The 21,011-nt window shown below is 61.4% G+C and carries 18 protein-coding genes and 1 pseudogene; 4 read left to right on the forward strand and 15 right to left on the reverse strand.

Going from position 1 to position 21,011, the window contains the following annotated elements:
• Positions 1–635: autotransporter outer membrane beta-barrel domain-containing protein (locus NKG99_RS33325; RefSeq protein ID WP_352873592.1), on the forward strand; the 635-nt coding region annotated here is incomplete at its 5' end.
• 141 nt (positions 636–776) lie between these two features.
• Here the strand turns inward: NKG99_RS33325 and NKG99_RS33330 are convergent.
• On the reverse strand, positions 777–2,129 hold the full coding sequence (locus NKG99_RS33330; protein ID WP_352873594.1) for a hypothetical protein: 1,353 nt from the start codon (positions 2,127–2,129) through the stop codon (positions 777–779).
• Between the two features lie 197 nt (positions 2,130–2,326).
• Here NKG99_RS33330 and NKG99_RS33335 point away from each other — a divergent pair, with 197 nt between their 5' ends.
• The gene (locus NKG99_RS33335) at positions 2,327–2,773 is read left to right on the forward strand and encodes a hypothetical protein (protein ID WP_502911037.1); all 447 of its coding nucleotides are present in this window, start codon (positions 2,327–2,329) and stop codon (positions 2,771–2,773) included.
• Here the strand turns inward: NKG99_RS33335 and NKG99_RS33340 are convergent.
• The 14 genes and pseudogenes from NKG99_RS33340 to NKG99_RS33405 form a co-directional block, all read right to left on the reverse strand.
• On the reverse strand, positions 2,748–5,309 hold the full coding sequence (locus NKG99_RS33340) for an AMP-binding protein (protein WP_352873596.1): 2,562 nt from the start codon (positions 5,307–5,309) through the stop codon (positions 2,748–2,750). The two genes, NKG99_RS33335 and NKG99_RS33340, sit on opposite strands and share 26 nt — an antisense overlap.
• Positions 5,310–5,863: 554 nt before the next feature.
• Positions 5,864–6,025 (reverse strand): annotated as a pseudogene (locus NKG99_RS33345) (FadR/GntR family transcriptional regulator); the annotation flags it as partial.
• A 123-nt stretch (positions 6,026–6,148) separates the two neighbouring features.
• Positions 6,149–6,904 carry a DUF4336 domain-containing protein gene (locus NKG99_RS33350; RefSeq protein WP_352873598.1) on the reverse strand — a complete coding sequence of 252 codons (756 nt, stop codon included), beginning with the start codon at positions 6,902–6,904 and terminating at the stop codon, positions 6,149–6,151.
• Positions 6,905–7,453: 549 nt separating this feature from the next.
• Positions 7,454–8,824: a TRAP transporter large permease gene (locus NKG99_RS33355; protein WP_352873599.1), complete on the reverse strand. Its 1,371-nt coding sequence runs from the start codon at positions 8,822–8,824 to the stop codon at positions 7,454–7,456.
• Positions 8,825–8,826: 2 nt separating this feature from the next.
• Entirely contained in the window at positions 8,827–9,930 is a 1,104-nt protein-coding gene (locus tag NKG99_RS33360) for a TRAP transporter small permease subunit (protein ID WP_352873601.1), read from the reverse strand.
• Between the two features lie 70 nt (positions 9,931–10,000).
• The gene (dctP, locus tag NKG99_RS33365) at positions 10,001–11,119 is read right to left on the reverse strand and encodes a TRAP transporter substrate-binding protein DctP (RefSeq protein ID WP_352873603.1); all 1,119 of its coding nucleotides are present in this window, start codon (positions 11,117–11,119) and stop codon (positions 10,001–10,003) included.
• Positions 11,120–11,779: 660 nt separating this feature from the next.
• Positions 11,780–12,124, reverse strand: a complete 345-nt coding sequence (locus NKG99_RS33370) for a hypothetical protein (RefSeq protein ID WP_352873605.1) — start codon at positions 12,122–12,124, stop codon at positions 11,780–11,782.
• Positions 12,125–12,264: 140 nt separating this feature from the next.
• Positions 12,265–13,380: an ABC transporter substrate-binding protein gene (locus tag NKG99_RS33375; RefSeq protein WP_352873607.1), complete on the reverse strand. Its 1,116-nt coding sequence runs from the start codon at positions 13,378–13,380 to the stop codon at positions 12,265–12,267.
• A 74-nt stretch (positions 13,381–13,454) separates the two neighbouring features.
• A complete protein-coding gene (locus NKG99_RS33380; RefSeq protein WP_352873609.1) occupies positions 13,455–14,387 on the reverse strand; it encodes an SMP-30/gluconolactonase/LRE family protein in 933 nt (310 codons plus the stop codon).
• 29 nt (positions 14,388–14,416) lie between these two features.
• Positions 14,417–15,472, reverse strand: a complete 1,056-nt coding sequence (locus NKG99_RS33385) for an ABC transporter permease (RefSeq protein ID WP_352873611.1) — start codon at positions 15,470–15,472, stop codon at positions 14,417–14,419.
• Positions 15,473–15,490: 18 nt separating this feature from the next.
• Positions 15,491–16,987, reverse strand: coding sequence for a sugar ABC transporter ATP-binding protein (locus NKG99_RS33390; RefSeq protein ID WP_352873613.1), 1,497 nt, complete (start codon positions 16,985–16,987; stop codon positions 15,491–15,493).
• Positions 16,988–17,068: 81 nt separating this feature from the next.
• A complete protein-coding gene (locus NKG99_RS33395; protein ID WP_352873615.1) occupies positions 17,069–17,953 on the reverse strand; it encodes an NAD(P)-dependent oxidoreductase in 885 nt (294 codons plus the stop codon).
• Positions 17,950–18,528 (reverse strand): gluconokinase, encoded by a 579-nt coding sequence (locus tag NKG99_RS33400; RefSeq protein ID WP_352873616.1) that lies wholly within the window; start codon positions 18,526–18,528, stop codon positions 17,950–17,952. Before NKG99_RS33400 ends, NKG99_RS33395 begins: the two co-directional genes overlap by 4 nt.
• Positions 18,497–19,234 carry an SDR family oxidoreductase gene (locus tag NKG99_RS33405; protein WP_352873620.1) on the reverse strand — a complete coding sequence of 246 codons (738 nt, stop codon included), beginning with the start codon at positions 19,232–19,234 and terminating at the stop codon, positions 18,497–18,499. The genes NKG99_RS33400 and NKG99_RS33405 overlap by 32 nt, the downstream gene beginning before the upstream one ends.
• Positions 19,235–19,407: 173 nt before the next feature.
• On the opposite strand from NKG99_RS33405, the gene NKG99_RS33410 reads away from it, so the two are divergent.
• Both NKG99_RS33410 and NKG99_RS33415 read left to right on the forward strand, forming a co-directional pair.
• Positions 19,408–20,328, forward strand: a complete 921-nt coding sequence (locus NKG99_RS33410; RefSeq protein ID WP_352873622.1) for a 2-hydroxyacid dehydrogenase — start codon at positions 19,408–19,410, stop codon at positions 20,326–20,328.
• A 15-nt stretch (positions 20,329–20,343) separates the two neighbouring features.
• Positions 20,344–21,011 (forward strand): alcohol dehydrogenase catalytic domain-containing protein (locus NKG99_RS33415; RefSeq protein WP_352873618.1); only part of this gene is annotated, 668 nt, incomplete at its 3' end.

The following is a 21,011-nucleotide window of genomic DNA, read 5'->3' on the forward strand; positions in this document are numbered from 1 at the left end:
GCAGCGGGTCGATCGATACGACCGGCACCGGCGTTTCCGGCTCGCTGACCTGGTACGGCGCGGAGGGCTTCTACCTCGACGGCCAGGCACAGGTGATCTGGTACGACAGCAATCTCGACTCGGCGACCGCCGGACAGCGGCTCGCCGACGGCAACAACGGCGTCGGCTACGCGCTCGGCGTCGAAGCGGGCAGGCGCATCATGCTCGACCCGAGCTGGTCGCTGACGCCACAAGCTCAGTTGGCCTGGTCCTCCGTCGACCTAGACGCCTTCACCGACGCGTTCGGCGCAAGGGTTGCTCCCGGCTCCAACGACAGCCTGCTCGGCCGCCTCGGCCTCTCGCTCGACCACCAGACGCAGTGGCAGGACCGCACGGGCCGCGCCGGCCGCAGGAACCTCTACGGCATCGCCAACCTTTATTACGACTTCGGCGATGGCTCGTCGGTCGACCTCGCCGGCAGCAGCCTTTCGAGCCGCAACGAGCAGCTCTGGGGCGGCCTGGGCATCGGCGGCACCATCAACTGGGCCGACGACAGGTTCTCGGTGTTTGGCGAAGCCGTCGCCCGAACGGGCCTGGAAGACTTCGGTGATAGTCACGCGCTGACCGGCTCGCTGGGCTTCCGCGTCAAGTGGTGAGCTAAGCCCGCTGCTGGTACTTACAAGCAGCGACGTCCCGCTCTTGAACAGCAGCCGTGGCTGTTCACACACATTCCGTCCAGCGTCGCCCTGATGCTGGCGGCGCTTGCGCCGAGGCTCCTCTGGCGCGCCGAGTGCTGATCAGATCGACTTGAGGTACTCGATCAGATCACTCTTTTCCTGGTCGGTCAGATCAAGGCCGAGATGGCCGTCATAGTGCTCGACAACGTCGTGGAGGGTGGCAAACCGGCCGTCGTGGTAAAACCCTCCCTTGTGGATTTTTTCCATGTTCCAAAGTGCCCGTAATGATGCGGTCCGGTAGCGCTCGTCCGGGGATCGCATCGCCTGGAAGTCGTCGATGCCGATCTCGTCGGCCGTATGCAGGTTCCAGCCCGGTTCGGTAAAGAGCGGCGGGACGTGGCAAGTCGCACATTTCGCTTTGTCATTGAAGAGCGCCTCTCCCTTCTGCGCCGCAGCGCTGTCGAAGACGCTCTCGGGCGGTTTGGGGGTTGGCAGCGAGAGCTGATAGAAGTGAAGTGCCGGCAGCTTGGCGGTGATCCGGTCTTCCTTGTCCTGCTTGTGGCCCTGCTTCGTTCTGGCTGCGACGGGATATTTCTCAGCGTCATCAAGACGCGGATCGTAAAACACGCCCTTCCCGTGCATCTCGAGGTTGCCGACGTAAGCGTTCCAGTAGCTCACTGTGCCCCACGCTCCGGTCCACGTGTGATTGTTCACGCCGGCCAATCCGAATGCGGGCGGATTGAGCGTGGCGGACGTCTTGCCGTCCGGGCGGAAAGCCTTGCCGTCGAGGTTCAGTTCGGCATCGAATTTGCCGGGCCCCCAGGCCTTCACCGCTTTTTTCACGTCCGCTTCGGGTATTTGCAGCATCTCGGTGAGCGCCGTGAGATCAGGCGCCAGGGCAACGATCGCCCCGATGTTGAGGTCGCGGTTGGGCCAGCCATCGAGTCTTTGCCCGATACCAGGCGCGTAAGCGTCATCAACGGTCGAATGGCACACCGCGCACTGGATACCCACCGACGTCAGCGTCTTTCCGTCCTCGGCGAAGAATCCGGTCACCCCGACCACGGCATTGGCCTTGAGCAGTAGAAGCGTGCTTGCCGGATCGGCGAGATCAACCTCGCCCTTGTTGAGCGCCTCGGCCACATCTTTGGGGATAGCGTTCACGTCGACCTTTAAGCCGAGTTCGAGGGCCTTCTGTGGGCTCAGGCCCGGCCCGATGCCACCCAGCTTCTCACCTGCGATCGCCTCGTGGAGTTTAAGTTTGCCGCCCCAAAATTCCTCGCTGCCGAACGTGTCGAAGCGGAATGTCTCGCGGCCCTCTTCCAGATATCGCTTGGCCTGCTCGGCGGCAGCGTTGTCGAAATCCTTCCCGCTTATTTTTCCTTTAGCGCTCATTTGAGCGGCGGCGGGAATCAAAGTTGAAGAGAGCAGAAGGGCGAAAATTATCTCTGTACCGTTGAAACGCAAAGGCATGACACGTCCCTCCTCAAGACATCGGCAGTCTTTGGCTTCGCGGCCTGAATTCCACGCAAAGCGGAGTGCAGCCGAATTACATTCGAACCTTCTAAATCAACAAAGGTTCCCGTTATCCCGCCGGTAGTCGAAAAGCATCTCGACGGGTTCGCCGAACCGCAGCCTAGTCACCGACTGATTGACCGCCGTGGCAGAGGGTGGACCGGCATGCCCGCACCACCGCGCATCTGTCGTCGGTGTGCGACGACTACTTTTCGGAACTGATCAAATTGCGCAGCGAGGAACTGGCGCGGCTTGATTATCAAAGCCAATCGACCGCCATCGAGCGTATCGAGTCAATCCGGGAGGCCGAGAGCATCGCATGCGACTTCCGGCGCCTCGACGGGTTTCTGTTTCCGGCCTCGGGAAAACACGAATCCGACCTCGGGCGCGAACTGAACGCCGGTCTGAAAATCGGTGTCGCGGTCGAAAAAACATGGGCCTACCATTTGCGTGCTTCTCGGATGCGCTGGCCCGCTGACCAGGCGACTTTCCACCCCGCTCAAGCATCTCCGCGGGCTGGCGGTCGGCATCCGCGCGCGCGGCGGTATCCTGTACCCGTTCTCCGGCCACACTGTCTTATTCGGCTGCTTCCAATAGGCTGACGAAGACATGGCTCCGCCAACCGCGGCGGGAGGCTCGCCGATACGCAAGCCAGCCGACCAATTGCTTTTGCAACCAGAATGCTGCCAAGCCTGATGCGAGACCGATCGAAATGGCCGCTGCCGCGCCGGAAGGCTGCTGCGTGCCCAGGTCGAGTTGCGGAAGCAGCCAGTCGGGGATTACGCGGTGAAAAAGATAGATGTGATAGCTGGCGGCAGAGACCGGCAGGATGAGGCGCGCCGCCCAACCGGGCAATGTAATGCGTGGAATGAAAAGCAGGACGTAGACCGCGCCGAGCACCAGCATGAACTTGACCCAGGAACCTGTCCAATTGCCGCCCGACCAGGCCAGCACCAGGCACAGAATAGTGGTGACGGAAAAGAACGCCTTCCGTTTCGGCGGCGTGTCGAGGAAGTACAGGCACCAGCCTAGGATGGCCAAATAAAGGATGTCAGGCAGTGTGAATATCTGCGGCCCGCCGATGTACCAGACGAGTGGCGTGAGGAACTTGGCTGCTACAGCAATTGCCAGCACGAAAATGCCAGAAGCGAGCGGCATTGCATGTGCGATGCAACGCGCCTGCGGAATGGAAAACAGGATCACCAATAAAAGAATGGTCTGCGCATACGCCTCAACGAACCAGTAGAGATACGGCACCATGTGCGGCGGTGCGGCAAAGCCGAGATTGCCACTCAGAAAGACCGAAGACCATAGAACCTCGCCACGCGCCAGGGAGAAACCCGCGACGATGGGCGCATAGAGTGCAAGGTTGGCTGCCAGCGGCCGCAACACCGCTAGACCATCACCGGCGAACAGCCTCTGGCGCTGAAAGCGAGCCAGGCTGAACCCGACCAACATCACGAGTGTGGCGGCTCCGCCCGGAATGGGCCAGAGCGTTGCGTGATGGATAACAACCAGCAGGATCGCGGCAGCACGCAGGACCAGTTGACTGTCGATGGACCGATTATGGTTCTTGGGTTCGGCTGTTGGGGCAAGGTCGCCAAGGGGCATGGTTTCCCATCCCTCCGGCAGGCTCCCGAGTTCACGTTCCAGGGTCAGCGAGAGCTGCACATAGAGCAGCGAGTCGCCGCCGAGCTTTTCGAAAGTGTCGCTGGGACCAACTTGACGCGGATAGAACGCATTCCTGAAGGCGTCCAGGACATTCGTGGCCATCTGCTGGCGCGGAGCTCGCAGGCGAGCCTGGAGTGAAGCATAGTCGATCTTCCCCGAGGCGAGTTTCCGCAACGACGTCGCCCTGCCGACTTCGAGGTGCGGCCTTGGCAGTCCGCTTGCAGCCATCATGACCTGGAGCACCTCGTCGTCGTCGACATTGGCTGTCGTCACCATCGCCAGAATGCGCTCATCGTCTCCGACGACTGCTGCGGCGATCCCAGCTTTCTCAAGCGCCGTTTCGATCGCGTCGTGGCTCAGGCGTAGGCCCGCGATCTTCGACATCCGCTTGCGGCGACCGACTATCGAATAGAACCCGCGATCATCACGCTTTGCGATGTCGCCTGTACGCAAATCCGCGACTTCGTGTGCCGTTGCCAGATCCGTCCGTCGATGGGCATAGCCCATCATCACATTGGGACCGTTGTAGATGAGTTCGCCCGGCTCGCCATTTTGTTCGATTGGCCGGCCGTCTTCATCAGCCAACCAGAGTTTGCCGCCCGGGATGGCAATGCCGATGCTGCCCAGATTGCCCTCGAGCTCGCCGGGGGGAACATAGGCGATGCGAGCGGTTGCCTCGGTCTGCCCATACATCATGAAGAAGCAGCCAGAGTTGTCCGCGAGATGGCGCCGAAAGGTCTCGGCCAGAGCTTGTTGCATGCGTCCGCCGGCCACCGTCATGAAACGCAACTCAGGCAAGTCGTGCCTTCGGAAGCCGGCGTGGTCCATCATTTCGAAGGAATAGGGAACGCCACTGATATTGGTACAGCGCGCTTCGCGCATCTCTTGAGCGAAGGCGGCGTGGAAGGCACCGTGTTTCGGGAAATAGGTGCTGGCACCTGCCTCTAGATGAGAGTTCAGGACCGAGAGGCCGTAAGAATAGTGGAATGGCAGGATAAGCGCCGCCCGATCCCGATGGCCGAGTTCCAGATAGCTGACAATGGCCCCCGCATTGGCCTCGATTGCGGCGGCTGACAGGCGAACATACCGGCTCTTGCCGGTGCTGCCGGAGGTACCGAGCAGCACGGCGAGATCGGGATGCGGTGCGCCATTGGACTCCCCGGCTTCCGTGCGGCAGCGCCAGCGGGCGTCTACGCGTCTGCAGATGATTTCAGGCGAATAGTCGGCGACGAAGTCCTCCAGAGCCGACGCGTCGCAGGGCGGGATCAATGCGACGGCGTGCTTGCCGTGCATAGCTGCCAGATAAGAGATGACCGCGTGTTCCGTCGGCTCGGCTGCTACCGCGACTAGCTTTTTCTCCGGTCCGAACTCGGCTGCCAACGCTGTGACACGCCGCGCAAGATCGCGGTAGGTGATCGGCGTGCGTCCGGGAAAGATCAGCGCCGGACGATCGCCGTGTTCTTCCAAGCGCCGGGTTAACTCCATCCCCCTGATCTCCGTCAATTTGAAGAGGCCTATTGCACCCATCAGTGCAGTCGGGGACGGCGGCTATCACGTTTGTTGAGTGACTGCATCAACTTTTACCGGTTGTTGGCGCGCGACGGAGGGCGAGACTACGATGTCCAGCGTTGTCGCCGGCAACGTCTGCTATCGGGCAACAGCGAAGATCACCTCAATGACCGACTGCGCGTTGCCACCATTCGCAACGTGGGCAATGTGGATCACCGTTGGGTCAACGGCGTGAGTTTCGGCAGCCGACGAATTTCCTCAAAGGTCAGATCGGGTCATGCGACGCTCGCAACTGATCGACTGCAAGGGTCGGAGCTCGGTCGTTTTAGAGTGATTTGGGTTTTGGCAGCTAGAGCGACCCGGCACGAGGCGGTCCAGGGCGTGGCAGAGCGCGTCTCCTGGGGGACCCGCAAGCCAGTGCCGCCGACTAACCCCGGCGGCGGGCGCCTTGCCAACGTTCGTGGCCCTAAGTCGCAAAGGCGTATGCGGCCCTCAACCTCGAAGCGCAATTAGCGCTCACGGACCGTCGGACGCGAGATTCCCAACTGGTCAGCCAATTCCCGCTCCGTCGGCAGACGATCGCCAACGCCAAACTCGCCAGACCCGATCAGCTGTCTCAGTTGATCGGCGACCTGTCGATAGAGCCGACGCGGCTGAATAGCCTGAGTAGGCATCGCTCCCTGCTCCCCAAGTCGTCTTTTATCTAATTTGGCGAAATTTGGTCAATTGGTCTGGCCAATTGACCTTTAGTGTGGGCAGCAGGACTCAAGAGCGATGAGCCCCCCGCGACGGACAAACTACTTTTCGTAGTTCGGGGCTCCGAATATCCGTCGGATCACCCTGTTAGCATCCGCATGAAAGCAGCGGCCATGGCTGAGCACAATTCGCTGCGGTTGCCATGAGTAAATCGTTGCGATGGTCGCCTTCGCCTTTCGCCGCTGGACGATCAGCGGCAGGCGCATTCCGAAGAATATTTGGCCGTAGGGATGATACATCCCAGCGATCTTGGTCGCCGTTCGCCACGGTTCGGAAATCTTGTCCAGTTCGATGTTGATGATCGTATCGGTGAGTATCAGCGTCCTCGAAGGCTTATGGAAGAAAATGAACTCCTTGAAATAGCCGCCGGGAAAAAGCAGTTGGTCGATCTCCCGACGCCATTCTTCGGGCGGACTGACGTCGAGATCTCTCGTGAAGTCGATATCCACATGCCGTGCCCGTGCCCGCCGGCGCACACCTGGAGAGGCCCAGGAGATCGTTTCAGGAAAGGCCCTCGCCCATTCTCCGATGTGGGCATAATGGAATTGGTTGGGCGACACGAGATGGCGAACCCTCCCCAGGCCGCGCAGTTCCCTAGCCAGTCTCTCGTCTAACTTGATCGGCGAATGGAGGAAGAGGTCGCCGTTTGAGAGGCGCACGACTGTCATTCGGGTGGTGAACGGAAGCGGCAGCCTGATTCCGCCTACAGTCAAATATTCCAATGGTCCATCGACGATGCCGATGTCCGGCGCGAGCGGCTTATAGACGTTGATTGGCTCGTAGAGAGATGCACCCATGTTTCAAGTTCCAAACATGCCGGCGAAGCCGAAATTACCGGGTGGCCTAGGCTGACTAATGCTCCGAAAATCCTTGGGCGAAATCGGTCCTCTCAGAAAGTGCATCCGTCCGGTGCAAATCACCAGGCCTCATCTGAACGATTCCCACGGCCGGATACGCTGGGGTAATCCCTTTCCTTCAAAGCTGTCCCCAATGTCATATCCCGCGCGCGCTGGCGATCTGCCGCAAGCAGGAACTTCATGACGACATCCTTGTTCCTGTCGCGGCGCTGCTCACGCCTCGATACCAGATCGGCGCGCCCGGTCGAGTGGCGCAAGCGGTTGGGCGGGCGCTGGCCCGGTTGCCTGTACGGCTCGTGGCGTAAGTTGGTCAGCCAGCAAAGACGGCCCAGTAAACGCATCGTAACCGGGGAGGACGTGAGTCCGTCTTCGCGTTCGACAGGAGCACGCTTGAGAGGGCGGCAGACTCCTATAGCACCGCCTCCCGTCTCGCAACTCGCCCGCTGGTGGCGGTGGCGGTGGCGAAGGTTGGATACAGTTGTTCTGCGTCTAATTGGTCACATAGACCATTTTGGGCAACCACAGCGTGATGGCGGGAAATACGATGCACAGAGCGACGCCGATCGCTTGCAGGCACAAAAACGGAACGGCGGACCGGAAGATCGTGGCCATGGTGATCTGAGGTGGGGCGACGCTCTTCAGGTAGAACAGCGAATAGCCGAAAGGCGGGCTGAGGAAGGCCATCTGCATATTGACCATGAAAATAATGCCGTACCAGAGCGGCACATCGCCTGGAGCGACCCCGGGCAGGCCAAACAGCCCATCGAACTGCAGGCTCTTCAATATCGGCAGGAAGATCGGCACGGTAAGAAGCAGGATACCGACCCAGTCGAGGAACATGCCGAGCACGAACAAGATCACCATCATCAGCACAAGCACGCCATAGGCCGCCAGTCCGGTGCCGAGAATTGAATCAGCGACGAAGGTCTGGCCGCCCTTGAGAATGAAAAAGCCGACGAACATTGTGGCGCCAAAAAAGATCCACATCACCATGGCGGTCGCCTTCAACGTGGCGATGCCTGCATCGCGAATGGTGTCCCAGTTGAGTTGGCGGTGGGCTGCGCAGACGATAAAGGCTCCAAAGGTACCGATTCCCGCCGCCTCCACAGGTGTCGCAATGCCGAGGAAGATGACACCTAGAACGAGGATGATGAGCAGGATAGGCAAGATGGTACGGCGCAACAGCTTCATTTTTTCGACGAAGCTCACCCGCTCGTCGACCGGCAGCGCCGGACCCAGTGCAGGGTTAATGTAACAGCGCAGGGTTACGTAGGCGACATACATACCCGACAGCAGAAGGCCCGGGAAAACCGAACCGACGAGCAACTCACCGAGCGACTGCTGGGCCACAACCGCATAGACGATCGCCATGACCGAGGGCGGGATGAGGATGCCGAGCGTGCCGCCGGCGAGCAGAGCCCCACAGGCGAGCTTGGCGTCGTAGTTCCGCCTCAGCATCGCCGGCAGCGCAATCATTCCCATGGTCACCTCGGTCGCGCCAACGACACCGACCATGGCAGCAAGCAACGTGCAGGAGATGACGGTGGCTGAGGCGAGGCCGCCTTTCAGCCCACCGAGCCATTTGTAGACGACATCGAACAGTTCCTCGATGATGCCGGCCTTCTCAAGGATCGCCGCCATGAAAATGAACAGCGGCACGGCCGAGAGCTGGTAATCCGTCATGAACGGGAAGATTCGCGAGGGGAGCATATTCAGCATCGCTGAATTGCCGAACAGAAACAGGAAGAGCACGGCGAGGCTGCCCGTGCAGAAGGCCATTGGCAGGCCGAGCAGCAGAAGCACGCCTAGTCCGCCGAACATGAGGACGCTCAGCCACAGGATCGGAAGCTCGAGCCCCATCGCTATTCGCCCCTTCCCGCCACGGTTGCGATATCGCGCAGCAGGCGGGACAGGCCTTGCAGAATAAGCAGCGCCGCGCCGATCGGCATGGTGAGTTTTACTGGCCAGTACTGGATGCCCCACTCGGTGAATGATCGCTCTCCGATCGCCATCGCGTCGCTGGCGAAACGCCAGCCCGTTACAAGCAGGGCGCCGGCAAAAAGAAAAAAGAAAAAAGAAGTGATGATGTCGCATATCGCGCGGCCGCGCGGCGAAAGCTGGCTGTAGACGATGTCGACTCTGACATGAGTCTCGTCGCGATAGGCGTAGGCGCCGGCAAGCATGTATTGCATACCGAACATGAGGAACATGCTCTCGTGGACCCAATTGGTCGGTGAATTGAAAATGTAGCGGGCGACCACCTCGTAATAGTAGGCGAAGACGGCGAGCACGGCCCAATACGCGACGAGTTCGCCCGTCACTCGCACGAGCCAGTCGACCGGCCGAAAGGGCGGCAATGGTGGCCTCACCGCGCTGAGGGGCACGCCTGTCTCCAGAGGATGCGCCAATAGCGGCGTCGGCATGGTCTCACGTTGCCGCCGCCGCATTACAAGACCTGGCAGAAGGAAGGCGTCGCCGAGGAGAAGAATCCCAAGCAGGACACCGGCGATGCGTGCGTATCCGTTCGCGCGATGGAGACCAGCGGTCGAGGCGGCGTGACGATCGCGCGCCGGCGGGGCATCAGCTTGAGCTTTGGCAAGACGCTGGGCTGCTCCAGCCTTGCCGGCGGCGAGGTCGGACTGGGCGCGCGTGAGCAGCCGTTCAGCGTGCTCGGCCTCGGAGCGGGCGAGAGACAGGCTTTCACGGGCAGTGCGTATGTCTGCGCTGGTCCACAGGACCGCTAGGAAGAACGGAATGAAGACCAGACCCAAGGCGCTCTTGAGATAAAACCGGTGCATCCCAAGAAAGCCGGCGGTGACCAGGAAAAGATAAGCCAGGAACAGGCCCGGTCGGCCGGCGTCGCGCCGCTTTTGCTCGCGAGATACGAGCCAGGCGGCGACCAGCGGGAACACGCCCAGCGTCGACCAGTAGAGCCAGTGCGGCATGACGAAGGTAAGTGATGGCATGGAAGCAACTGCCGGTGTTGAAAACCGAGCGAAAGAAAGCGCCCGCCTCTATCTGGGCGGGCGCCGATGTCTACAGGTTGATCGACAAGCCTTGATACATATCGGGCGTGACGTAGCCGACCGTTGGGTTTTCCATGACTTCCAGCTGCAGCTTGAAGATGCGGGCGGCATCTTTGTCCTTGTTGGCCCATTCGAACCAGATCGGGACCGCAATCTCCTGGAATCTCTGCAAGTCGTCCGCGCTTAGGCGATTGATTTCCGTGCCGGCGTCGATGAATTTCTGCCAAGCTTCCATGTCGGCTTTCTGGATCGCGCCGAAATGGGTGTTGGAATAGACTTGTACCTCGCCCTCGATGAACTGCTTGAGATTGTCGGGAAGCTTGTTCCAGACATTCATGTTGACCGCGAAATCCATCAAGTCGACGGGTTGGTACATCGACATCAGGCCGGGGGGACCCATGGAAATGTACTTCGTCACCTGCTGGAAGCCGAGCGCCCAATTAACCGCCGGGCCGGTATAGTCAGCGGCGTCGATCGTGCCCTTTTCCAATGCCGAGAAAACCTCGCCGCCGGGCAGCAGTGTCGTCTTGGCGCCCGCCTTGGCAAACGTCTCGGCGATCATGCCGCCCGGAACGCGCAGCTTCAGATCCTTGAAATCGTCAAAGGAGCGGATTGGAGTTTTCGAGTGAATGATGTTGGCTCCATGATGGATGCGGTTAACGTAGTAAAGCCCCTGCGCGGCGTAGATATCGCGACAGACCTGCAATCCGCCCTTGGAATAGAAGAAGATGTCCCATTCATGCGGATAGCGAAGGCCCATCGTATAGGAGCTCATAAATGCGGTCGCCGGGAGTTTTCCCGCCCAGTACAGTGAGAACGAGTTCATGGCTTCCAGAACGCCGTTCTTGACCCCGTCGAAAAGTTCAAAGTCCCCGACGATATCCTTGGCCTTGAAAGGCTGAAGCTCGAGCTGACCGTTCGTTTTGTCCTTGATCGTTGCACACCACTTCTGAAAGGTTTCCAGACCGACGCCAGCCGGCCATGAGGTCTGTATCTTCCAGGTTATCGTCTCGGCCGCCTCGGCCTTGCGCACCCAGGGCGCCGCAATGGTGACGGTCGCTGCGCCAGCAGCGAGCCCACTGGTTTTCAAAAAATTCCGCCGCGATGTGGGTGACTTGTCCTTCTTCATTTTGTTTCTCCTCCCTTAGTTCGGCGGACTCCGAACCTCAGAACGTCCGTCGCATGCGACATTAACGCACATGTAGCCTTCCAAGCCAATGTCGAATGAGCGCTGTGGTGCCAGTGCCGAAGCCGGTCCCAGAGACCTTCCAGCGACGAGTTCGAGCCGGCAATGACTAAAATTGCTAGCGTCCGTCCGGGCGTTAAAAACCGAAAAGTCTTGGGATTCGACTCGGCGTGAATACGCTCACAAGAGGCTCACCGAGGAACCGCGCGCTTTTCGGCGTTTTGGAACCCAGAAGACGAGACTAGAAAAAGCGCCAGTACAGCCTGGCAACCAATATCGGGCCCTTTCCGCACGGACTTGATATTTGCAGCGAATGAGGTTGTTGGATCTATTGAATCATTGGCCTGTTCGACGCAAAGACCGCTTGCAATCTGGTTTCTGCAGGGAAACTTGAACCACTACCAACAAGCCCGTTGGTCGATCGGCTTCTCTCAAGCGGATTGGTGCAGCGGCCCTCGGCGTGGGCCCGCATCGTCAAAATGCCTCGTATCGTCCCATACAGTCCCTCGGCCAATCGCGACGTCAGGTCCGAAGGTTCAGATCATGGACACGCAATCACCGATACGGCCGTTCGCCGATGGCGGCAATTGAGAACGTTGTCGATCAAGGTCCCGATCGGACTGGTGCGTACTCATTGGATTCGAAGACGTGATGATGAACGCGCCCGGTGAACATTTTCAGCAATTCTCCGGTCACGTCGCGGCTTTGAAACCTGACATTGGACTGCAGCGCCCGGCTGCAGGTATCCATGTCGGGATAGCGGATGGCAAGCGCCATGGCATAGACGGGAGCGCCGTCGTCACGCGCGGTGCCGTCCAGGACGCGCACCTCTTCCGCCCCAGGAAACTGCGTCCACAGCGGCACCAGCCTCTCCTTGACGAAGCGCCGGAACTCGCTCTCGCGCCCGGCGTGGATTTCCCCTTCGAAGAGGGCGTAACGAATAATCATGTCGGAGGTTTCCCGATTTTCTGCGGTTGAGAAGGCTGTCGCCCGATGGCGGAATGTGAAAAACCGGACAGTTCCGGATTTGCGGTGGGATGACGCCACGGTGCGGGCGCATCACTTGATGCGCCCGCATCGCTGCGCGGCTACTTGCCCCAGATCTTCTGGTATTCGTCCCGGTAGCCATTGCCGGGGTCGAACGCATTGTTCGGGCCGCCGTCGAACTCGACATTGTCGGCTGTCACGACATGCAGCGGCGATAGATAGCCCGACCATTTTTCGCCAGCGATGGCGCGGTTGAGCTCGTCGACCAATTGCCAGCCCTGCAAGTTGAGCGGTTCGGCGACCGTCACTTTCTGGAACTGGCTGGCGCGGATGCGCTGATACGCCGATTCCGAACCGTCGCCGGCGGCGACATTGATCGGCGCGTCGGTGCCGGCTTTGCCGGCGGCGGCGAGCGAGGGCCCCATGAAGTCGAAATAGAGATCGTTGATCGCTAGTGAGTGGGTCCAGGCGTCGCCGTATTTCTGCAGCAGCGAAGTGGTCAGCTGCGGCATGCGCTGGGAAGTCTCGGCGATCGGCGTGTCGACATATTCGAGCACCTTGCCGCCCAACCGTTCGATCTCCGCCTTCATCTTGTCGGCTTTGGCGATGGCGATGGCGTAGGTTGAATCGGTGAAGATAACGACGCCGGGCTTGCCCTTGGCATCGGCGTAGGCCCAGTCGGCCGCAGCGGTGGAGACTTGCATGGCGTCCGTCGACACGTTGGCGAACACGCCGCTTTTCTCGTCGGGCCCGATCACCGGTCCGGCATGCCAGGAGACCAACGGAATGCCGGCGGCCTTCGCCTGTTCCAGTGCCGGCGCCTGCTCGATGGCGTCAAAACCGTTGATGACGATGCCATTCGGCTTCAACGCCATGGCCTGGCCGAAGGCAGCGGTGCGGCCGCCGATCGAGCCGGCGCCGTCAATTACCTTGACCTCCCAGCCGATCGCCTTGGCCGCTTCCTCGACGCCGTTGGTAACGCCCAGAATGCCGCCGTTCTTGAGGTCGCCGGCGAGCACGACGATCGTCTTGCCTTGCTGCGCCTTCGGACCGGTGGTCGGGCCATCCCAGGCCGTGACCTTCTGCGCATATTTCTGGACGATCGCCATGGCGTCGGCCATCGCGTCCGCCCGGGCCTGGCCGGCGAACAGGGCCGGAGCAGCGATGGCGATCGTCATCAAGGCGACGGACGATTTCAGGAATGTTCTGCGTTGCATGTTGGTACCTCCCTTGGTTTCAAGAAATTGCATGGTCTTTCCGAACTCGGCTTTCGATTGGGGTTGCCGTCATGTCACTGACTGATATCGCCCGCCACCGGACCAACGCCGGCCGGATGTGCGTTGACGTAGATGGCGTAGAGGGATGTCTGCGCCGTGATGTAGAGGCGGTTGCGCTTGGGACCGCCGAAACAGACATTGGATACGAGTTCGGGAACCAGGATCCGGCCGATCAGGGTTCCGTCCGGTGCATGGACGCGCACCGAGTCGGCGCTGGAGGCCCAGATGTTGCCGTCGCGATCGAGGCGGAAACCATCGAACAGGCCTGCCCCGCATTCGGCAAGGATGCCGCGTGCACGCGCCGACCGGCCGTCGGCAAGATCATAAATCCTGATCGCGCGCGGCAGGCCGAGCACGTGACTGGCGCCGCTGTCCGAAACATAGAGGATCGTCTCGTCGGGCGAGAAAGCCAGGCCGTTCGGCTGCACCATATCGGTGATGACGGCGCTCACCTCGCCCGAAACCTCGTCGAACCGGTAGACATGGGAGCCGCCGATCTCCGCTCTGGCGATCTTGCCCTCGTAGTGGCTTTCGATGCCGTAGACCGGGTCGGTGAACCAGATCGTGCCGTCGGATTTGACCACCACGTCATTGGGTGAATTGAACCGCTTGCCGGCAACGGTCTCGACAAGCGTCCGCCAGCGCCCGTCATGCTCGAGCCGGGAGACACGGCGTCCGCCATGCTCGCAAGCAACGACGCGGCCTTCGCGGTCGAGCGTGTGGCCGTTCTGATTGTTGCAATGGGTCTCGAAGACACTGACGGAACCATCGCCTTCGTCGTAGCGCAGCAGCCGATCGTTGGGGATGTCCGACCACAGCAAATGCCTTGCGGCCGGTACATACACCGGTCCTTCCGCCCAACGGCTGCCGGTCCATAGCCGTTCGAGCTTGGCATGCCCGATCGTCAGCTTGCGGAACCGATCGTCGAGAACCTCGTAGTGGCTCATTTCATGATCCACGGGGTTGGTTCGGCTAGTCACTTCGAAGACTGTGCCACAGTCTTGATGCTGGCCCTGTGGGTGGCGCCGCGCTTGCGCTGGGCGTAGCCGGCAATGCCGATGGCAACGAGCAGCGTCACGCCGTTGAACAGCGGCTCCACGAAGAACGAGCCGCCGAACTGCTGAATGCCGGAAATACCGACCGCCAGGATGATGACGCCTGTCATCGTGCCCCAGACATTGACGCGTCCGGGTTTGATCGTGGTCGAGCCGAGAAAGGCGCCGACGAGAGCCGGCAGGAGATATTCCAGCCCGACGCTGGCCTGGCCGATGCGCAGCTTGGAGGCGAGGAGCACACCCGTCAGCGCCGTCAGGAAGCCTGATGAGATGAAAGCTCCGATGACAAAGCGGCGCACCGGAATGCCGTTCAGCGCCGCAGCCTTCGGATTGGCGCCGATGGCATAGACGTAGCGGCCGATCGGCAGATATTCGAGGATGATCCAGAGCACGACGGCAATGCCCAAGACGTAGAGGCCAGTGATCGGAAGCCCGAACACCATGGTGCCGTTCAGCGCGTAGAAGCCGTTGGGCAAAACGCCGACAACCTGCCGGCCGCCAGTATGCCAAAGCGCCAGGGCATAGAGAACCGTGCCGGTGCCGAGCGTGGCGATGAAAGAATCGATGCGGGCGACTTCAACCAGCAGGCCATTGAGGAAGCCGGTCGCGGCGCCGAGAAGCAGCACGATCATCACCGCCAGCGGCCACGGAACGCCGAACATGGTCTGCAGGCTGATGGCGAGGATGTGCCACAGCACGATGCCGTAGCCAACGGTAAGGTCAATGCGCCCGGATGCCATCGGGATCATCGCCGCCAGGGACAAAAGCGCGATGATCGCCTTGTCGGAGATGATCGAGCGCAGGTTGAGCAGCGTCGGGAACGTGTTCGGCAGCAGGATCGAAAACAGCAGGATCAGCAATACGGTGAGGATCACCAGGCCGTAGACCGGCAGCAACCTGATGATCTTCTGGCTAAGTGGCAAGCCCGCCATTTCGCCGCGGGTCGGTTCGAGTGCGCTGGATTCGATCGATTGCATGGCTTTGCTCCGGAAAAGTCAGGCGGCTTCGGAAGCCGATGCCGCGGTGATCACGGCGGATGTGGTCAGGTCGTTGCCTGTGAGTTCGCGAACGATGCGTCCTCGCGAAAACACCAAAGCGCGATGGCAGATATGGGCGATCTCTTCGAAATCGGTCGACACCACGACGACGGCGAGACCGGCTTCGAGCGCGCGGCCGATCAGCCGGTAGATCTCGGCCTTGGCGCCGACATCGACGCCGGCGGTCGGATCCTCGGCGATCAGCAATGTGCGACCGGTATGGAGCCAGCGCCCGACAACCACCTTCTGCTGATTGCCGCCGGACAACGCCTCGATCGGCAGGTTCGGGTCGTTGGGGCGCAGTCCGACCGAGCCGCCGATCACTCGGGCGAGAGCAGCCTCCTTGTGTGGCGCCAGGAAGGAGAACAGGCCGCGCTGACCGGCGCCGGGATTGAGGAAGCTGTTCTCCCGGATCGACAAGGAGGCCGCGATCGACTCCTCTGTCCTGTCGCGTGCGATCAGGCCGACGCCGGAGCCCATGGCGGCGATCGGGCTCGACAGGTCGGGCGCAACACCATTGATCGTCACCGATCCAGAAAAAGCCTGGCAGCCAAACAGCGCCCGGCCGACCAGCTCCTGCCCGGCGCCGCGCAGGCCGACCAGGCCGAGCAGCTCACCCTTGCGCACGTCGAAAGATACCGGGCCGGCGCCGGCGCAGACAAGGTCGCGCACGGCGCAGATCGTCTCGCCGGCCTGCGTCTGAGCCTTGCTGAAAACCTGGCTGACCGGACGGCCGACGATCATCTCGACCAGTTCGTCGGGTTTTGTATCGGCGACCTTCTTCTCACCGACCAGCCTGCCGTCGCGCAGCACGGCGACCCGGTCGGCGATGCGGAAAATCTCATCGAGGCGATGCGAGACATAGATCATGCCGACGCCGCGCTGCTTGAGCGGACGGATGGCGTCGAAAAGCCGCTCGACCTCGTCGGCCGGAAGGCTGGCGGTCGGCTCGTCGAGCACCAGCACATCGGCCTCGGTGGCCAAGGCGCGGGCGATGGCGACCAGTGATTTTTCGGTGCGCGTCAGGTCCTGGACACGCGTCGTCGGGTCGAAGTCGCAACCGACGAGCTTCAGCGCCTCGTGGGCACGTTGTTCGGTGGAACGCCAGTCGATCAGACCAGAGCGAAGCGAAAATCCCTGGGCGAGGCCGACATTCTCGCCGACCGTCATCCATTCGATCAGGCCGAGATCCTGGTGAATGAAAGCGACGGACTGGCGCTGGTTCGGCCGCGGCGGCCGATGATGATAGGGCTCGCCGCGAAACAGGATGTGGCCGCCATCGGGCCGGTAGATACCGGCGAGCGTCTTGATCAGCGTCGACTTGCCGGCGCCATTCTCGCCGAGCAGCGCCAGAATTTCGCCCTTGTGCAGATCGAGCGTCACGTCGGAGAGCGCGCGGGTGCCGCCGAACTCCTTCGTAATCGACTTGAACTCGATCAGTTTTTCCTCAGCCACGAAGCGTTTCCTCCCGAGATCGCAAAATTATGTTATCGATAACATTTCCGGGCGTCAAGCGGCAAGATCGAAGGCCCCCGATCAGCTTATCTTGCCGTCGAGCAGTCGCATCATCTCGGCCGAATCCCTAGGCCCCAGTCCGGCGGCGCACAGCAGGCGGTGAAGCTCCACGACCTGCCCTGTCATCGGCAGGGGCGTCTTGGTCTTCAGCGCGAAAGCCTGCAGCGAATCCAGATCCTTCAGCATATTGTCGATGCGGCCGGTCGGCGAAAAATCGCGGGCGGCGAACTTCCCCATGAACTCCTGCATGATGCTGGAATCGGCACGGCCGCCCTTGAGCGCCTCCGGGATCGCCTTCGGATCGACTCCGCCCGCTTCGGCGAGTTTTACGGCTTCGGCGACGGCCTGGAACAGCACCGCGCAGAACAGCTGGTTGATCAGCTTGGTCGTCTGCCCTGCCCCGCTCGGCCCCATGAGCGTGTAGTTGGCGCAGAGATGCCGCATCACCGTACGGGCGTGTTCAAAATCGGCCGCCTCACCGCCCGCCATGATAGTCAGCCGGCCGGCCAATGCGCCCGGAACGCCACCCGAAAGCGGGCAATCGAGCCATTTCATGCCGGTCTCGGCCGAGAGCCTGCTGGCCATTTGCGCGGTGTCGGCAGGATCGATCGAGGACATGTCGATCAGCAATTTTTCGGGTGACGCACTCGCCGCGACACCGCCATCGCCAAACACCACCGAACGCACGATATCGGCATGGTTGAGGCTGAGGATGACGAAGCTGCTCACCCGTGTTGCCTCGGCAACTGACGCGGCGGCAGCCGCACCCTTTGCAGTCAGGGCGGCGACCTTTGCCTTGTCCAGATCGAATACCGTAACCACTTGCCCCGTCTCGATCAGACGGGTGGCGATCGCCGACCCCATGATGCCGGCGCCGACAACGGCGACTTTTACTGCTTGCGTCATCTCAACGTGCCTTTTTCCTTGATCCTGACAGGGGCGACCCCAAAGGCGCCCAGCCCCTGCAACGCCGCATCGGCAATCCTGTCGACGGGCGCGGCGATGTCCACCGTGACCACCAGCGGTTCGTCGCCGGGATACTCCAGTGTGGCGAGCTGGCTGTCGAGCAGCGCCGGTGGAAAGAAATGGCTGCGTCGCTCGGCGATCCTGGCCTGTAGCAAGGCATGTGACCCGTCCAAAAATACGAAAAGCAACCGCCCGCCAGACCCGTGGCGAAGGCGATCGCGATAGGATTTCTTCAGCGCCGAGCAACTCGCGACGAGCCCATGGCCTTCCTCATCCGCATGGCGCAAGGCTGCACCCAACAGGTCAAGCCAAGGCCAACGATCATCGTCGGAAAGCGGTATGCCCGCCGACATTTTCTCGACATTGCCGCGCGGATGCAGCGTATCGCCTTCGACGAAGGCAAGCCCAAGCCGCGCGGCGATCTCGACGCCGACTCTCGTTTTGCCACAGCCGCTGACGCCCATCACGACGATGAGCGGGGGCTCAAAGGCAGGTTGTGATGCCGCCATCGACATAGAGCGTGTGTCCGTTGACAAAGGATGAAGCCGGGCCGGCCAGAAAAACCGCCGCGCCGACCAGTTCGCCGACATTGCCCCAGCGCCCCGCCGGCGTGCGGTTGGTCAACCAGGCCGAAAACTCGGGATTGTCGACCAGCGCCTGGTTGAGCGGCGTCTTGAAGTAACCCGGCGCGATGGAATTGATTTGCAAGCCATGCTTCGCCCAATCGGCACACATGCCGCGCGTCAGGTTGCGCACAGCGCCTTTCGTGGCCGTATAGGGCGCAATGTTCGTCCGTGCCAGTTCGCTCTGCACCGAGGCAATATTGATGATCTTGCCGCGCCGCCGCGGGATCATGTGCCGCGCCGCCGCTTGCCCGACGAAGAACACGCTGGAGATGTTGGTGCGCAGCAATTCATCCCACTTGTCGGCGGGAAACTCCTCGAGCGGCGCCCGAAACTGCATGCCCGCGTTGTTGACAAGGATGTCGATCGCGCCGAGCGTGGCCTCGATCTCGGCGACGCCTTTGACGACCGCTGCGTGATCGGTGACGTCGAAGACGGCGCTGTCGACCTTGTGTCCCTTCGCTGTCAGTGCATCCGCCGCCGTTCTGACTTTTTCGGCGCTGCGTCCATTGAGCACGATTTCGGCGCCGTGCTGCGCCAACCCCTCGGCCAGCGCCAGGCCGATCCCCTGACCCGAGCCGGTGACCAGCGCCCGCATGCCGGTCAAATCGAACAATGAACTGCTCAAATGCTCCTCCCGAAGAATGTCCCCTGAAGTGGTGCGATTTCCATCGCGCCGCGGCCAGACCCTATTGACATGAATGTTATCGATAACATAGTCAATGGGAAAAATGAACTCGCACAGGAGATGACGCGGTGACCGACATTTTGATGACAGGCCCCTATCCGGCTTGGGACATGGGAGACCTTGAGGCGAAATATCGCGTCCACAAGCTTTGGCAGGAAGAGGACAAGGACGCGCTGCTCTCAAGCCACGCCGGCGCGATCCGCGCCATCGCCACGCGCGGCGAGCTGGGCGCCAGCGCCGCTCTGATGGCAAAACTGCCGAAGCTCGAAATCGTTTCCTGTTATGGCGTTGGCACCGATGCCATCGACCTCGACTACGCCAGGGCGAACGGCATCCGTGTCACCAACACGCCGGATGTCTTGACCGAGGATGTGGCCGATATCGGCATCGGGCTGCTGCTCGCCGTCGCGCGAAAAATCCCGCAGGCAGACGCCTATGTGCGCGATGGAAGCTGGCGCAAGGGCAATATGGGGCTGGTTACGCGTGTCTGCGGAAAAAGGCTGGGCGTTGTCGGCATGGGCCGCGTCGGTGCGGCGGTGGCGAGGCGCGCGGCTGCCTTCGACTGCGCAATTTCCTATTTCGACAATCGCAAGCGCGACGATCTTCCTTATACTTTTGTCGGCGATCTGCTCGAACTGGCGCGCGACAGCGAATTTCTGATCGTAACGCTGGCGGGCGGCGAAAGCACGAAACACATCATCAATGCGGCGATCCTGGCAGCGCTCGGAGCGGACGGCATCGTGATAAACATCTCGCGCGGCAGCACGGTCGATGAGACCGCGCTGCTCGCCGCGCTGGAATCCAGCGCGATCAAGGGCGCCGGGCTCGACGTGTTCTGGAATGAGCCGACAATCGACGAGCGCTTTCTGAAGCTTTCCAACGTCGTGTTGCAACCACACCACGCCAGCGGCACGGTTGAGACCCGCAAAGCCATGGGTCGACTTGTCCGCGACAACCTCGCCGCCCATTTCGGCGGGCAATCCTTGCTGACACCGGTCGTTTGAGAAAGGATCGCGTTCATGAAGTCGATCGTCATCCATGCGGCAAAAGACCTGAGGATCGAAGAGACCGATCCGGGCGTTCCTGGCGATGGGCAGGTCGAGATCGCCGTCGAAGCGGGCGGTATCTGCGGCTCGGACTTGCATTATTACAACCATGGTGGCTTCGGCGCGATCCGCCTTCGTGAACCCATGATCCTTGGCCACGAGGTTGCCGGCACGGTGCAGGCGATGGGCGGCGGGGTTTCCACCCTCGCTGTCGGCGACCGCGTGGCTATCTCGCCCAGCCGGCCCTGCAATGCCTGCCGCTACTGCCTGCAAGGCATGCAGAACCAGTGCTTGAACATGCGCTTCTATGGCAGCGCCATGCCCATGCCGCATATACAAGGGGCGTTCCGCCAGCGCCTGGTCGCGGAGGCGTGGCAATGCCACAAGGTCGCGGATCACGTTTCCATCAACGAAGCTGCCTTCGCCGAGCCGTTCGCGGTGACGCTGCATGCCCTCAACCGCGCCGGCTCGCTGCTCGGCAAGCGCGTCCTGGTCACCGGTTGCGGGCCGATCGGCGCGCTTTGCATTCTCGCCGCGGGGGGGCCCCGCGCGGCGGGGGGGGGGGGCCCCCCCGGGCTGGGCGGCGGGGGGGGGGGGGGGGCGGGGGGGGGCGGGCGGCCGCCGGGGCAGGGGGGCCGGAG

Source organism: Mesorhizobium sp. M1409, from assembly GCF_040317535.1.
In the GTDB taxonomy this organism is placed as follows: domain Bacteria; phylum Pseudomonadota; class Alphaproteobacteria; order Rhizobiales; family Rhizobiaceae; genus Mesorhizobium.